Source organism: Xanthomonas sp. NCPPB 4467, from assembly GCF_041475665.2.
In the GTDB taxonomy this organism is placed as follows: Bacteria; Pseudomonadota; Gammaproteobacteria; order Xanthomonadales; family Xanthomonadaceae; genus Xanthomonas; species Xanthomonas dyei.
In genome coordinates this window covers 2,002,447-2,016,790 of the sequence record NZ_CM191260.1, presented here as the reverse complement: position 1 = coordinate 2,016,790, position 14,344 = coordinate 2,002,447, and the positions used below count along the sequence as shown (strand labels likewise).

Here is a 14,344-nt window from a genome sequence, read left to right as displayed (position 1 = left end):
CGCACCTGGGCGCGACGAAGCAATCCCGGTAACGCCTCATATCTGGCATGACGCCTCGCATTTTCGGCAACGCTTCGTCGCGCCCGGGTGCGCTCCTACGATCCAGGCACGTTTAAAGGTGGGCATGCGTTTGCTATCTCAGGCTCCTAGCGCACGCTCGATATCGGCGGCCAGCGCCTCCGGCTTGGTGGTCGGCGCATAGCGTTCCAGTACGGTGCCGTCGCGGCCGACCAGGAACTTGGTGAAGTTCCACTTGATCGCCTCGGAGCCCAGCAGGCCGCGTTGTTCGTGCTTGAGCCATTGCCATAGCGGATGCGCGCCATTGCCGTTGACCTCGACCTTGGACGCCAGCGGAAAATCCACCGCATAGTCGAGCGAACAGAACTGCCGGATCTGTGCCGCATCGCCCGGCTCCTGATGGCCGAACTGATCGCACGGGAAACCGATCACCACCAACCCGCGCTCGCGATAACGCTGCCACAACGCCTGCAATCCCGCGTATTGCGGGGTAAAACCGCATTTGGACGCCACATTGACCACCAGCAGCACCTTGCCGGCGTAGTCGGCCAGGGCATGCGGGTGACCGTCCAGGTCGGTGAACTCGAAGGTGGATAGCGCGGTCATCGACAGCTCTCGATAGGGAAGGCGCCAGCCTAACCCAGCCGTATCGGCCCACCACGCCATGCGCGCGCAGAGCTGCCGCTTCCGCCCACGCGACACGGTGCAATGCGCTCTCGCTGCGCATCGATGGCTGCTTGCCTATCTGTGTGCAGGACAACCCCGGCAGCGCGTTCGCGGGTCAGGCGCTGCCGCATGTCCTGATGTGTCGCCAAGCCGTTGCCGGCTCGTCTTGGCGAAGTCACCGCGTGCCAGCGGCCTTGGGTTGTGGCGTCTTCTGTTGCATGGTCGCGTCCGCCAGCCAGCCATGCCTTTTGTCACACGCCTGTCCCGGCGGGCTGGGTTAGCCTCGCCGGTTCGCACTTTGGAGCCACCCTCTTGACCACCCGTCTCGCTTTTGCTCTGGCCGCCTCCCTGGGACTTGCCATGCCGTCCTACAGCATCGCCGCACCCGCCACCACGCAGGCTGCCACCCAAGCCAACCCCTTCTTTGCCGACAGCACGCTGCCGCTGCATTACCCGCAGTTCGACAAGATCAAGGACAGCGACTTCGCACCCGCCTTCGACGCCGGCATGGCCGAGCAATTGAAGGAAGTGGACAAGATCGCCACCCAGAAAGCCAAGCCGAGCTTCGACAACACCATCGTCGCGCTGGAGAAGAGCGGCGCCACGCTCGATCGCGCCACCACGGTGTTCTTCAACCTGGTGGGTGCCGACACCAACGATGCACGCAAGAAACTGCAGGCCGACTACTCGGCCAAGTTCGCTGCGCATCGCGATGCGATTTCGCTCAACGGCAAGCTGTTCGCGCGCATCCAGACCTTGTACGACCAACGCGCCAAGCTGGGCCTGGATGCACAAGGCCTGCGTCTGGTCGAGAAGTATTACAGCGACTTCGTCCGCGATGGCGCCAAGCTCTCCGATGCCGACAAGACCACGCTCAAGGCGATGAATGCCGAACTGGCCAACCTGGGCACCACCTTCAGCCAGAACGTGCTGGCCGAGGTCAACGCGGCGGCGGTCGTGGTGGACGACGTCAAGCAGCTCGATGGTCTGTCCGACGAGCAGATCGCGTCTGCTGCCGAAGCGGCCAAGGCGCGCAAGCTCGATGGCAAGTACGTGATTGCGCTGCTCAACACCACCGGCCAGCCGCCGCTGACCCAGCTGAAGAATCGCGAGCTGCGCAAGAAAATCTATGACGCGTCGGTCTCGCGCGGCAGCCATGGTGGTCAGTACGACAACACCGCGCTGGTGTCGCGCATCATGAAGCTGCGCGCCGACAAGGCCAAGCTGCTCGGTTTCCCGACCTACGCCGCATATTCGCTGGAAAACCAGACCGCCAAGACCCCGGAAGCGGTCAACGCCATGCTGGGCAAGCTGGCACCAGCCGCGGTGGCTAACGCCAAGCGCGAGGCTGCCGATCTGCAGGCGATGATCGACAAGGAACAAAAAGCCGCACGCAAGCCGACCTTCAAACTCGAAGCGTGGGATTGGGCCTACTACAGCGAGAAGGTGCGCCAGGCCAAGTACAACTTCGACGAGTCCCAGCTCAAGCCGTACTTCGAGCTCAAGAACGTGCTGGAAAACGGCGTGTTTTATGCAGCCAATCAGGAATACGGCCTGACCTTCAAGCAGCGCACCGATCTGCCGACCTACCGCGACGACATCACCGTCTATGACGTGTTCGATGCCGACGGCAAGCAGCTGGCGATCTTCATTGCCGACATGTATGCACGCGAATCCAAGCGCGGCGGCGCATGGATGAACTCATACGTGTCGCAGTCGGACCTGACCGGTTTCAAGCCGGTGGTGGCCAATCACCTCAACATCCCCAAGCCGCCGGCCGGCCAGCCGACGCTGCTGACCTGGGACGAAGTGACCACCATGTTCCATGAGTTCGGCCATGCGCTGCACGGCATGTTCTCCGACGTCAAATACCCGTATTTCTCCGGCACCAGCGTGCCGCGCGACTTCGTCGAGTTCCCCTCGCAGGTCAACGAAATGTGGGCGGATGAGCCATCCATCCTGAAGAACTACGCCAAGCATTATCAGAACGGCACGCCGATGCCGCAGGCCTTGCTGGACAAGGTGATTGCCGCGTCCAAGTTCAACCAGGGTTTTGCCACCACCGAGTATCTGGGTGCGGCGATGCTGGATCAGAACTGGCATCAGATCAGCGCCAACCAGGTGCCCGACGCAGCCGGCGTCATTGCCTTCGAAGCCAAGGCCCTGCAGCAGGACGGCATTGCCTACGCGCCGGTACCGCCACGCTACAAGACCCCGTATTTCAGCCACATCATGGGCGGCTATGCGGCAGGCTATTACGCCTACATCTGGTCCGAAGTGCTGGATGCCAACACCCAGCAATGGTTCAAGCAGCATGGCGGGTTGAGCCGCGCCAATGGCGACCGCTTCCGCCAGACGCTGCTGTCGCGGGGCGGCAGTGTGGATGCGATGGAGCTGTTCCAGAACTTTGCCGGGCACGCACCGCAGATCGAGCCCTTGCTTGAAAAGCGCGGCCTGAGTGCGCAAGGCGGCGATGGCGCAACACCGCAGGCACCGCAGTCCAAGCCGTAATCGGATCTGCGTCACCATAACGCCGCCCGGAGCGATTCGGACGGCGTTGTCGTTTTGGCCGTGGCGTGCGACGCAGCTGGCGCGTGACCTTCAGATCTCTATGGCGTCCACGCCATTGAGCAATTTCTTCAGCAGCTTTTCCAAACGCACCTGCTCGGCCTCGCTGATGTCCGCCGTCTCCTCGTGCAACAACGTGCATGCTTCCGGTAACACGTTTTCGATCAACGCCAGCCCGGCCGGTTGCAGGGTCAGCATGATCTTGCGCCGGTCATCGGGACTGCTGCCACGTGCGATCAAGCCCTTCTCGCACAGCTGGTCGGTGAGCCGGGTGATGTTGGCCGGCTTCTCGCTGGCCGCCTCTGCCGCCTCGGTCGGCGTAATCGCCTGTTCGGGCGTGCCGTACAACATCATCAGGATTTCGTATTCCGGCGGACTGATCCCGTACGGCTTGAGTCGCACACAACTGATGGTGTGCAGCCGCTTGTAGACATGCTTGATCAACCTCACCAGGACACCCGGCTCCCGCGGAAAGGCTGGGTAGCGCGCGCAGGTGTGGTCCACGCGATTTGCGGTTGGATCGAAACTACTCATATCACCCGTTTGGCTACATTACTGAATGGCCGAACCATTCAATCACATCACTTACGGGGCGACACCTCAGCGAGCGAAAAGATGTACATATTCCGGCGCGATCCACGGCATCAACGTGGATGCAGCGACCTCGGCCGTTTGCGTGCCATCCGAGTACGGCCCGACCTGATAAGGCGGAAACACGAAGCGCACTGCAACGATCTGCCCGGCCGCATTCAACACCGGGACGAACTGCGCGAAGTTGTCCACTTGCGCTGCAGTGCCTTCGGCGATCATGCGGTCGGCCGATGCGACTTGTTCGGCCTGTTCTTCGACCGGCACCCGATCGGCTTCCACACGTTGAGTGGCAGCGGCATGCAATTGCGCAGCGACATCGCGACCGATCTTTTCCCATCCAGCCGGATCGGGAACCAACGCTTGTGCGGTCAGTTGCTTACGCTCCTTGATCAACCACACAAAGCGCGCCACCAGCGGCTCGCCGTGCGCGCCACCGGTATAGCGGCTGCCATCGGCAGAGATGACGATCAGGTCGGTGGTCTGCAATAGTTTTTCGAATGCCAGCGACAACTCATAAGGCGCCGCCGGCTTGTCGTTGCCCAGACCGGAGACGGCTTGCATCAGTTCGCTGCGGGCATCCTGCGCATACTTACGAATCAACGCGGCCAGTTCCGGATACGCATCCAGCCCAGGCGGATAGCTGATGCCGACCATATAGGCAGGCGCATGTTCGATCACATCTTCCAGCGGGCCGCTCTGCACCATCAGCGGTGCTGGAGCCGGCGTTGTCGCTGCGGCCACATCGGCGGCCGGTTCGATGGGCTCGACTGCTGCGGGTTCGCGCTGCGTACAGCCCGCCAACAGGGCCAGCATCAGCAGACCCCGCACACTCTTGAATCCAAGCAACCGCACCATTCCCACCTGCTCCCCTGATCGAACCATCTACTGCTGTCCGTCAGGCCAGCAGATCCTGAAACTGTTGATGCCGGCGCACGTAGGCGGCGGCGTAGCTGCACGCTGGCACGACCTTCAGGCCGGCCTCGCGCGCATGCTGCAAAGCAGACTCGACCAGCACGGCGGCAATACCGCGCCCTGCAATCGCATCCGGCACCAGCGTGTGCGTGATGGTCATGCGCGCACCCTCGATCTGATACACCAGCTCGGCGCGATGTCCCTCGGTGTCAACAACGAAGCGCTGCTGTGTCGGGTCGTGTTCGGCGTGCACTGTCGCTGCCTCCATCGTGGTGTGCGCCCGGCAGTGAATGTGCGGCAAGTGTGACCAGCGCGACGCCGCGCCTGCGTGAAAATGAATCCACGCTGTGACCGCCAGCCCGGCTTGGCAAAGACGTCCTTAAGTTCGCTCGGGCAGCGCCGATAGCTGACTCGAAGGCGCTTCCTGCGACCGGTCTCCGGCCTGGCCAGCGCCCTCGCCTTACCAACGAGGAGTCACCGCATGCACAACGATTCGGCAGGACACGGCACAGACAGCGACAGCTCGCTGCTGGAAGGCTTGTTCCAGTTCGCCATCACTGGCGACACCCACAACCCCGACTTCGCACAACTCAACGATACCGTCTACGAGCGTTTGCAGCAGGCCTACGGCGCGGTGTCGGGCGCGGCGCTCAGCACCGACCGGGAACGCAGCGCGGCCTGATGCCGGCATTTGTCCACCTGCCAGGACCTGTGACGCCATGGCGTCGGTCCTGGCACGGTTGCCGCACGCAACCGCTGCACTGATGCATTACCGCAACGCCGGCCAGCCCGGTACCCGAGCGGCCGGACCTGCCAGCGCCCTCAGCCGAAGCGCGGATTGGACAGCTGCTCCAGGAAGATCTGCCACACCCGCGGCTCCATGATCAGCATGAACATCACCCCGAATGCCGCACCGGCCAGGTGTGCGCTGTGGTTGATGCGATCGCCGCCGCGGCGGTCCATCCACAGGCTGTAGCCCACGTAGAACACCGCATAGATGATCGCCGGTGCCGGAATGAACAGCACCAGGATGATGGTCCACGGCTGCAGCAGGATGAAGGCGAACAACACCGCCGACACCGCACCGGAGGCGCCCAGGCTCAGGTAGTTGGGATTCTTTTGGTTCTTCAGATAGCTGGGCAGGATCGACACCACCAGCGCGGCCAGATAGAACAACGGATAGGTCAGCACGCTGCCGGTCAGCTGCGTCATCACGTTCTCGATCACCCGTCCGAAAAAGAACAGCGTGATCATGTTGAAGACCAGGTGCCCGAGGTCGGCATGGATGAAGCCGTAGGTCACCAGGCGGTCGTACTGGCGCTGTTTGTCCAACGCCGGCGGCCACAGGATGAGCCGGTCGGCCAGCTTGCGGTTGTTGAACGCCATCCACGAGACGATGCCGGTGATGGCGATCAGGATCAGGGTAATCATGCGGACCTCAGGCAGAACGATAATTGTCGACCATGCGATAACGGCGCGCGTACAAGCCAAAGGCCAGTGCTGCCAGAAATGCGAAGGCCGCGAAGAAAAACATCAGAAATGCCGCTTCGCTGAGCCCAGTATCGGCGATATGGGAGGTCACCGTCGCGTTGCGCACCGCCGCGTTCGATAGCAGCACCCACAGATTGCCCACCGTGGTGGTCAGATACCAGAAGCTCATCACCACGCCCTTCATCGACGGCGGCGCCTGGCTGTAGGCGAACTCGATGCCGGTGGCCGACACCAGCACCTCGCCGAAGGTGAGCAAGGCATAGGGCAGCATCTGCCAGGCGATGTGCATCGGCTCGCCGCCGTCCATGACGACCTGGATCGCGCCGACCGCAATCCACGCCACGCCACTGAAGGCGATACCGCTGGTCATGCGACGCAACGGCGTCGGCTCCCAGCCACGACGGCGCAGCAGCGGGTACAGCACCAGGTTGTTGAAGGGGATCAGCAACATCACCAGCAGCGGATTGAGCGCCTGCATCTGCGAGGCGGTGAACCACGCGGGCATGGTCATCTCGCGCCCCTGCAGCACCCAGGTCGAGGCCTTCTGATCGAACAACGAAAAGAACGGCGTCACCAGCGCGAAGATCACCAGCACCCGCAGCAAGGCGCGCACGCCTTCGACCGCTGCATCCGGATGCGTGCCACGCGCGCGTTCCAGCTGCCACCAGGTGCCGCCGCCGATCCCGGCCAGCAGCAGCACCAGCGCCATGCACAGACAGATGACGATGCCCAGCGGCTCGATCAGCGTCATGCAGGCCAGTGCAGCGACCACCGCGATGATTGCCAACGCCAGACCAGGCCGTCCTTGCCCTGGCGCGCGTGCCAGCAATGCCGTGCGCAGCACCGCGCCGAACCCGTGCGGGTCTTTCGGCGGCAACGGCACCAGCACGTAGCGCTTGCGCCCCAGCCAGAACACCAGCGTGGCCACGAACATCAAAATGCCCGGGATCCCGAATGCCCACGCCGGGCCCAGATGTTTCAATGCCAGCGGGATCAGCAACGAGGCGAACAACGAGCCGAAGTTGATGATCCAGTAGAAGGCATCGAACACCACCTTGGCCATGTGTTTGTTGGACTGGTCGAACTGGTCGCCCATGAACGAGGCCACCAGCGGCTTGATGCCGCCTGCGCCCAACGCGATCAGGCCCAGCCCCACGAAGAAGCCGTGACGGCTGCCCTCGAACATCGCCAGACACGCATGGCCCGCGCAATAGATCAGGCTGAACCACAGAATGGTGTTGTATTTGCCGAACAGCCGATCGGCCAGCCAGCCGCCCAGCAGCGGGAAGAAAAACACCCCGATCATGAAGCTGTGCAGGATGTGCTTGGCTTCGGCCTCGCGGCCTGGCCCGCCAACCTCCTGCAGCAGCAGCGAGGTGATCAGAAACTGCACCAGGATGTTGCGCATCCCGTAGAAGCTGAAACGCTCGCAGGCTTCGTTGCCGATGATGAAAGGAATCTGGCGCGGCAGACGTGCGCCGGCCGTGGGGCCCGGCAAGGTCGAGGTGGTCAAAGGCGGTCCGGTCGAGCGAAGACAGGCCCTATCGTACCGGCGCCGAGAGCCCGGCCGCCATGTGGGAGCAGATCGGCCGCTGGCGTCGCGCGCTACGGGCATTGCGCCATACGCATTCGGCGCCGAGTGCGGGCGTACGCAGAACGCGTCGATCCCCGGGCAAAAGCATTGCTTTCGATTCACTCGCGCTCGCTTGAAGTCGGCGGCCATGCCGCAGTGCAGATTGGCCTGCCAGCTCGGCTCGGCTACATTGCAAACGTTTTCCTGGAACACTGGACCGCTGGATGCCCCGCTTCACCCGCCTGGCCCTGAGCCTGTTGTTGTTGATCTGCGCCCCTGCCGTGCTGGCCGCCGAACCGCTGACCACCCAGGCCGAGCGCAGCGGCTTTGTGCAGACCGGCCGCTATGACGAAGTCATCGCACTGTGCGATGCGTTTGCGCAGCGGTATCCGCAGGCGGTGCGTTGCGTGGAGTTCGGCACCACACCGGAAGGTCGGCCAATGAAGGCGTTGATCGCCTCCACCAGCGGCGCGCTGGATGCGGCCAGCGCCGCGCAACGCAAACTGCCGGTGGTGTTGATCCAGGGCGGCATCCATGCCGGCGAGATCGATGGCAAGGATGCAGGCTTTCTGGCCTTGCGCCAGCTGCTCGATGGCAAGGCCGGCAAGGGCGTGCTCGACAAGCTAGTCTGGGTGTTCGTGCCGGTGTTCAACGTGGATGGACACGAGCGTTTCGGTGCCTGGAACCGCCCCAACCAGCGCGGCCCCGAGCAGATGGGCTGGCGTGTCACCGCGCAGAACCTCAATCTCAACCGCGACTACGTCAAGGCCGACGCGCCGGAGATGCAGGCCATGCTGCGGCTGGTACAGCAGTGGGACCCGCTGATGTACGTGGACCTGCATGTCACCGACGGCGCCAAGTTCGAGCACGACGTCTCGGTGCAGGTGGAGCCGGTGCATGCCGGCGACACCACGCTGCAGCGCGACGGCACGCGTTGGCGCGATGCGGTGCTGGGCGATCTGGCCAAGCAAGGCTCGCTGCCGCTGCCGTATTACCCGTCGTTCGTGCACGAAGACGACCCCAGCTCCGGCTTTGCCGACGACGTCTCGCCGCCGCGGTTTTCGCATGGCTATTTCCTGCTGCGCAACCGCTTCGGCATGCTGGTGGAAACCCATTCGTGGAAGGACTACCCCACGCGCGTGCGGGTCACCCGCAATGCCATCGTGTCGGTGCTGCAGCAGGCCGCAAGACATGGCAGCGCCTGGCGCGCCGATGCGCTGGCGGCCGATGAGCGCGCCAGCCAGCTGGCCGGCATGCCCGAGCCGCTGCGCTTTGCCGCCGGCCCTGCCGCACGCACCGTGGCGTTTCGCGGTTATGCGTATACGCGCACGCCCTCGCCGATTTCCGGCGCGTTGATGACGCGCTACGACGAGAGCAAACCGCAGATCTGGAAGGTACCGCTGCGCGATCAGATCAAACCCGATCTGGTGGTCGACGCACCGCGTGGCGGCTATCTGGTGCCGGCAGCACAAGCGGCCTTCGTCGCCGAGAAACTACGTCTGCATGGCATCGATTTCCGCACCGTCGCCAGTACGGCCGAGCACCCGGTGCAAACCTTCCGTGCCGACACCGCCAACTTTGCCGCGCGCTCGAACGAAGGTCACCAGACATTGGAGGTCGGTGGGCAATGGCGCGATGAAACCCGCAGCGTGCCGGCCGGCGCGTTGTTCGTGCCGATTGCGCAACCCAAGGCGCGCCTGTTGATGGCGATGCTGGAGCCGCAGGCACCGGACTCGTTGCTGCAGTGGGGCTTTTTCAACGCGGCCTTCGAGCGCAAGGAATACATGGAGGCCTATGTGGCCGAAGACGTGGCGCGCGACATGCTGGCCAACGACGCCGCGTTGAAGGCGCAGTTCGAACAGCGCATCGCCAGCGACCCGGAGTTTGCCAACAGCCCGCAAGCGCGCCTGGAGTTCTTCGCCAAGCGTCACGCTTCCTGGGACGAGCGCTACCAGCTGTATCCGGTGCTGCGTACCGCGCAGACCGACTTCTAACCGCGCCGCCTCTCCAGGCGAGCGACAGAGCGGCGCCTGCGCGCGCCTCCCATCCCGGCATCTCGCTGCCCCCAATTTCGTCATGACTCAGCACCACAAGGACACCCCGTGCCACATCCCGCTATGAAACCGTTTACAACGACCACTCTTCGCCCTCGCCCGCGCGTCTTGGCGGTGGTCATGGGCCTGGGCATCGCGCTGTCTGCGCCGTTGGCACTCGCACAATCCGCAGCGGCAGCGCCGCCATGGATGGACACCGCGTTGACCGCCGACCAACGTGCGGACCGCCTGCTGGCGCAGATGACCGACGACGAAAAATTCCAGATGCTGCGCAGCTATTTCGGCCTGGGCACCGACAAGATTCCCAAGCCGGAAGGCGCGCTGGGGTCGGCAGGCTATGTGCCCGGCATTCCACGCTTGGGCATCCCCGCGCAGCAGCTGGCCGATGCCGGCGTGGGCGTGACCAATCCGGGTGGCATCCGCAAGGGCGACTTCGCCACCGCGATGCCGTCCGGCCCGTCTACGGCATCCAGCTGGAACCCGCAGCTGGCCTTTGCCGGCGGCAAGACCATGGGCCGCGAATCCTGGCAGCAGGGCTTCAACGTGCTGCTGGCCGGCAGCGTCAACCTGCAGCGCGATCCGCGCAACGGGCGCAACTTCGAATACGCCGGCGAAGACCCGCTGCTGGCCGGCACCATGGTCGGCGAATCGATCCGCGGCGTGCAGAGCGAACACGTGCTGTCGACGATGAAGCACTTCGCGCTCAACGACATGGAAACCCGGCGCAACTTCCATAGCGCCGAGATTGGCGAGCAGGCGATGCACGAGTCGGACCTGCTGGCCTTCGAGATTGCGCTGAAGATCGGCGACCCGGCGTCGGTGATGTGTTCGTACAACAAGATCAACGGCATCTACGGCTGCGAGCACGATTACCTGCTCAACCAGGTGCTCAAGCAGGAATGGAAATACCCCGGCTATGTGATGTCCGATTGGGGCGGTGTGCACAGCGGCTCCAAGGCCGCGCTGGCCGGGCTGGATCAACAATCGGCCGGCGAAGTGTTCGATGCGGCAGTGTTCTTCGATGCGCCGTTGCGCATGGCGGTGGGTGCCGGTGTGGTGCCGCGCGCGCGCTTCGACGACATGGTCAAGCGCGTATTGCGCAGCCTGTTTGCGCATGGCGCGTTCGATCACCCGACCCAGCGCCAACCCATCGATGGCAAGGCCGGGCAACTGGCCGCACAGCATGTGGCCGAAGAAGGCAGCGTGCTGCTGCGTAATGAGCAGGCCCTGTTGCCGTTGTCCAAGGACGTGCGCCGCATCGCGGTGATTGGCGGCTACGCCGACAAGGGCGTGATGTCCGGCGGCGGCTCCTCGCGGGTGGACTACACCATCAATGGCGGCAACGCGGTGCCCGGGCTCACCCCGACCACCTGGCCCGGCCCGGTGATCATCCATCCGTCCTCGCCGTTGCAGGCACTGCGCGCCGCATTGCCGAACGTGCAGATCGATTATGTCGACGGCAAGGACCACAATGCGGCCGCACGTGCGGCCAAAGCGGCCGATGTCGCCATCGTGTTCGCCACCCAATGGGCCGCCGAATCGGTGGACCTGCCGGACATGCAGTTGCCCGACAACCAGGATGCGTTGATCGACGCAGTGGCCAAGGCCAACCCCAAGACCACCGTGGTGCTGGAAACCAACGGCCCCGTGCGCATGCCCTGGGCCGAGCGCGTACCGGCGGTGCTGCAGGCGTGGTATCCGGGCATCGGCGGCGGCCAAGCGATCGCCAACCTGCTCACCGGCGTGGTAAATCCGTCCGGCCATTTGCCGGTGACCTGGCCGGTGGACGAATCGCAGCTGCCGCGCCCGTCGATTCCGGGGCTGGGCTTCAAGCCGGCCAAGCCGGGCGAAGACAGCATCGACTACGCCATCGAAGGCGCCAACGTCGGCTACAAATGGTTTGCCGCGCGCAAGCTCACCCCGCGTTATCCGTTCGGCCACGGTCTGTCTTACACGCAGTTCCGCATGGGCGGCCTGCAGGTGGACGCGCAAGGCAGCACTCTCACCGCGCGCTTCGAGGTGGAGAACACCGGCCCGCGCGAAGGCGCCGCAGTGCCGCAGCTCTACGTCACCTTGCCCGATGGCCATGCCACACCGCTGCGCCTGATCGGCTGGCAGAAGCTCACGCTCAAGCCCGGCGAAAAGCGCAGCGTGCAGGTGGTGGCCGAACCGAAGACGCTGGCCGATTTCGATACCAAGGCACGTCATTGGAAGATCGCTGCCGGCACCTACCGCGTGCAACTGGCGCGCTCGGCGAATGAGCCGGTGCAGAGTGCGGAGGTTACCTTGCAGGCTGCACAGCTACCGTAAACGGCGGCGGCGGGCACGTGATCCATGCGTCCGCCACGCCCGGCTGCCGAGCGCTGCATGCCGCACACAAAAATGTAAGAAAGTGCGTTGACAGCCGCACGTGCAACTTGCACAATTCGCCCCCTGAGTCGCCCAGGTGGCGGAATTGGTAGACGCACTAGCTTCAGGTGCTAGCGGGGGCAACTTCGTGGAGGTTCGAGTCCTCTCCTGGGCACCAAGACTCACGGTAGATCGTAAAAAACCTCGCTTCGGCGAGGTTTTTTGCGTTTGGGCGTTTGCTCTCGCACGCGGAGCGATTGATTCCTGCATCGCGTGGCCAAGTCACTGAGCACCAGCCAAGCTCACGCCGAGCAGCAAGCACAGAAGTAGTGATCCATCGCGATGTGTTGCAAACGAAGACACATGGCTGCGCGTGGCCGCAGCGTTTTACGTAGATCCAACGCTGCACCGCGCCAGGCAGTGACTTTCGACACTCGCCGCACGCGATCCACACGCATGAGGATGCCGCGCCACCATCACGGCACTCCCCATGCGCCGCTCGCCGCCACGTGCCTCGTTGCTGATTGCCACGCTCAGCACGCCCGCGTGGGCACAGCAGGCGCATGCAAGCCCGTCGCAGACGCATCAGGCGCAGGTGTCGTCGCACCAATGCGGCCTTGCTTGGCACAGCGTTCAATGTGCTCGCCGACAGCGGAGGCATCTGGCTCTACCGCGACAGTGGCGTGTTGACTGCGCTTAGTCAGGACTGCTGGATCTGTCCTTGATCGTTTGTCTGATGCGCTTGGCGCGCGCGACATCTCCCGCCGCCTCATACGCCTCCGCCAGGCTGTCCCGCGCATTGCTCGATGCCGGGAACAAGTCCACGTTGAGTGCAAACACCCTGATCGCGGCGGTGGCGCCCAGGTTGGACAACACGGTGTAGCCAGTCGCGTTGATCGCCCGTTCGAGCGCCGCATCGGACAGGCCGGGCCGTGCCCGAAGTGCCTGCGCGAAGGTGCGAGTCTCCCGCTCGTCAGGAGCGTGCAGTGCGAAGGCGATCAGTGTTTCAGCCAGCGATTTACTGGGAAACCGTTGCGGTGAGAGCGTGGCAAGGACGCTGTCCAGCAGCACCCTGCTCCACACACCGCGCGCACGGCCATTAGTGAGATAGACCACGCTGTAGCTGTCACCATCAAGCGTCGTATCGAACAGGATCCGCACCCGCACTCGCGCGCCGCCATCGTGGCCGACAGATTGATACGCATCGTCTTGCCCGACCTCCCAACCGCTGGCGAACCAGCCGCGCTGCCCGTTGGGAAGCGTCTGCGGTTGCCAGAGCTTGCGCAGGGTCTCCTTGCCCACCAGGCGCCCGGTCCGCACCGCCTCCAGAAACGTGCTCAGATCGTCGACGTTTGTGTACAACTGCCCATGCGCCAGCGCGTACTCCGGCCAGGCGACAGTGGGCTCCGGCTCCAGCTTGCCGTCGGTACCGAGATACGCGCTGGCCACGCTGTGCGCAGGCAGCAGTGGGCGCCCAATTGATGTGCGCGTCAGATGCAGCTTGGCGATGATCCGCTCCGATGCGATCTGTGGATAAGGCTTGCGGTAGTGGGCCTGCAGTAGCTGCGCAAGCACCACGTAATTGGTGTTGGTATAGCGCGTTTCGCTGCCGGGAACGGCGGCCAAGGGCTGTGTGGCCAGTCGCTCGAACATCGCCTGCGCGCTGGACGCAAAGCGCGCATTGGCATCGTCCGCGCCACGCATCTGCGACGGTTCGAAGTACTCCGGCAGACCGGAGGTGTGATCGAGCAGCTGCCGAACGGTGATGTGCCTCCAGGGTTCGGGTAACGCAGGCAGATACTGGCTGGCCGGCTGATCCAGGTCGATCTGCCCTGCCTCGACCAGCTGCATGACCAAGGTGCTGACAAACAGCTTGGCGACCGAAAACGCCGGAAAGATCTGCTCGTCCGTGACCGGCTGCTGCGTCTGCAGATCGGCAACGCCGTCGACTCCGCGAAACACCCGCTTGCCGTTGTGCACGACAACCACCGCCTGGCCGACGATGCCGTAGCGTTGCCGATTGAACTGCATTTGCCGGGTCAGGCGGTCGGCAAGAGGCTCAGGCGTGGCAGCGACGGGAAAGCAACAGCACACCGCAAGACACAGCAGCAACCATACAAAC

At 63.8% G+C, this 14,344-nt stretch carries 11 protein-coding genes and 1 tRNA gene; 5 read left to right on the top strand and 7 right to left on the bottom strand.

All coding sequences use genetic code 11. From position 1 onward, the window contains the following. Positions 1–138 precede the first annotated feature (138 nt). Positions 139–624 (bottom strand): glutathione peroxidase, encoded by a 486-nt coding sequence (locus tag ACCQ06_RS08870; RefSeq protein WP_228322605.1) that lies wholly within the window; start codon positions 622–624, stop codon positions 139–141. Positions 625–996: 372 nt separating this feature from the next. On the opposite strand from ACCQ06_RS08870, the gene ACCQ06_RS08865 reads away from it, so the two are divergent. Beyond that, positions 997–3,195, top strand: coding sequence for a M3 family metallopeptidase (locus ACCQ06_RS08865; RefSeq protein WP_316691765.1), 2,199 nt, complete (start codon positions 997–999; stop codon positions 3,193–3,195). Positions 3,196–3,285: 90 nt separating this feature from the next. On the opposite strand, the gene ACCQ06_RS08860 is transcribed toward ACCQ06_RS08865, so the two are convergent. The 3 genes from ACCQ06_RS08860 to ACCQ06_RS08850 all read right to left on the bottom strand — a co-directional run bounded on the left by ACCQ06_RS08860 (position 3,286) and on the right by ACCQ06_RS08850 (position 5,023). Then, the gene (locus tag ACCQ06_RS08860; RefSeq protein ID WP_104613958.1) at positions 3,286–3,786 is read right to left on the bottom strand and encodes a MarR family winged helix-turn-helix transcriptional regulator; all 501 of its coding nucleotides are present in this window, start codon (positions 3,784–3,786) and stop codon (positions 3,286–3,288) included. Positions 3,787–3,852: 66 nt separating this feature from the next. Further along, on the bottom strand, positions 3,853–4,698 hold the full coding sequence (locus ACCQ06_RS08855) for a DUF3298 and DUF4163 domain-containing protein (protein WP_316692527.1): 846 nt from the start codon (positions 4,696–4,698) through the stop codon (positions 3,853–3,855). 40 nt (positions 4,699–4,738) lie between these two features. Next, positions 4,739–5,023, bottom strand: coding sequence for a GNAT family N-acetyltransferase (locus ACCQ06_RS08850; RefSeq protein ID WP_104613960.1), 285 nt, complete (start codon positions 5,021–5,023; stop codon positions 4,739–4,741). Positions 5,024–5,236: 213 nt separating this feature from the next. Here ACCQ06_RS08850 and ACCQ06_RS08845 point away from each other — a divergent pair, with 213 nt between their 5' ends. Further along, entirely contained in the window at positions 5,237–5,437 is a 201-nt protein-coding gene (locus ACCQ06_RS08845; RefSeq protein WP_104613961.1) for a hypothetical protein, read from the top strand. A 140-nt stretch (positions 5,438–5,577) separates the two neighbouring features. Here ACCQ06_RS08845 and ACCQ06_RS08840 read toward each other — a convergent pair whose 3' ends face one another. Both ACCQ06_RS08840 and ACCQ06_RS08835 read right to left on the bottom strand, forming a co-directional pair. Then, positions 5,578–6,186 (bottom strand): rhomboid family intramembrane serine protease, encoded by a 609-nt coding sequence (locus ACCQ06_RS08840; RefSeq protein WP_104613962.1) that lies wholly within the window; start codon positions 6,184–6,186, stop codon positions 5,578–5,580. A 7-nt stretch (positions 6,187–6,193) separates the two neighbouring features. Next, positions 6,194–7,759: a POT-type proton-dependent oligopeptide transporter gene (locus tag ACCQ06_RS08835; protein WP_104613963.1), complete on the bottom strand. Its 1,566-nt coding sequence runs from the start codon at positions 7,757–7,759 to the stop codon at positions 6,194–6,196. 284 nt (positions 7,760–8,043) lie between these two features. Between ACCQ06_RS08835 and ACCQ06_RS08830 the strand changes: the two genes are divergently transcribed. From ACCQ06_RS08830 to ACCQ06_RS08820, 3 genes are all read left to right on the top strand, one after another. Then, complete coding sequence (locus ACCQ06_RS08830) at positions 8,044–9,813, top strand: M14 family metallopeptidase (protein ID WP_316691760.1); 1,770 nt, start codon at positions 8,044–8,046, stop codon at positions 9,811–9,813. A 180-nt stretch (positions 9,814–9,993) separates the two neighbouring features. Continuing rightward, complete coding sequence (locus ACCQ06_RS08825) at positions 9,994–12,183, top strand: beta-glucosidase family protein (RefSeq protein ID WP_316691759.1); 2,190 nt, start codon at positions 9,994–9,996, stop codon at positions 12,181–12,183. Positions 12,184–12,313: 130 nt separating this feature from the next. Continuing rightward, positions 12,314–12,400, top strand: a tRNA-Leu gene (locus tag ACCQ06_RS08820). 518 nt (positions 12,401–12,918) lie between these two features. Here the strand turns inward: ACCQ06_RS08820 and ACCQ06_RS08815 are convergent. Continuing rightward, the gene (locus ACCQ06_RS08815; RefSeq protein WP_316691758.1) at positions 12,919–14,253 is read right to left on the bottom strand and encodes a serine hydrolase domain-containing protein; all 1,335 of its coding nucleotides are present in this window, start codon (positions 14,251–14,253) and stop codon (positions 12,919–12,921) included. Between the last annotated feature and the right edge of the window lie 91 nt (positions 14,254–14,344).